1 protein-coding gene is annotated in these 438 nt (G+C 52.7%); it reads right to left on the reverse strand.

What is annotated here, in order from left to right:
• A partial coding sequence (locus QYG89_RS17170) for a hypothetical protein (protein WP_404319422.1) occupies positions 1-305 on the reverse strand: 305 nt, incomplete at its 3' end.
• Between the last annotated feature and the right edge of the window lie 133 nt (positions 306-438).

The following is a 438-nucleotide window of genomic DNA, read 5'->3' on the forward strand; positions in this document are numbered from 1 at the left end:
CCGGGCCTGTAATGTCCGCTCGTGTCGGATACGAGCTCGACTTGTCCGTCCCGAACCTGCATCTCTCCCGCCCCAGCTACCGCTTCGCCTGCATTAAAGCTGGAATGGTGAAATCTCTCTTGCTGGGAATGGCCGCGATTAAGGGCATCTTGACCGCGATCCTCGTTTTCTTTAATAGCATCGGCAGTAAGGAATTGACCTTTGCCATCCATCGTGAAAATATGGCGATCCGGTTTAGAACCTTCAAAAGCGGCTTTCTTAGCCCCGATCGTGCTGAGATCGCTGCCGTCGGAGGCGTTCGTCATGCCTCCCTGATCGTTGAATCCGCGTGCGAAAGGCGCTTTCTTCTCATCAGTATCGGCGTAGAACGTTTGGGAAGGCAGTACGGTGTTCATACGCTTGTTCGCTCTTATAACATCGATCGTGTCGAATTTGTTC

It is taken from the genome of Bacillus lumedeiriae (assembly GCF_044891285.1).
GTDB lineage: Bacteria > Bacillota > Bacilli > Bacillales > Domibacillaceae > Pseudobacillus > Pseudobacillus lumedeiriae.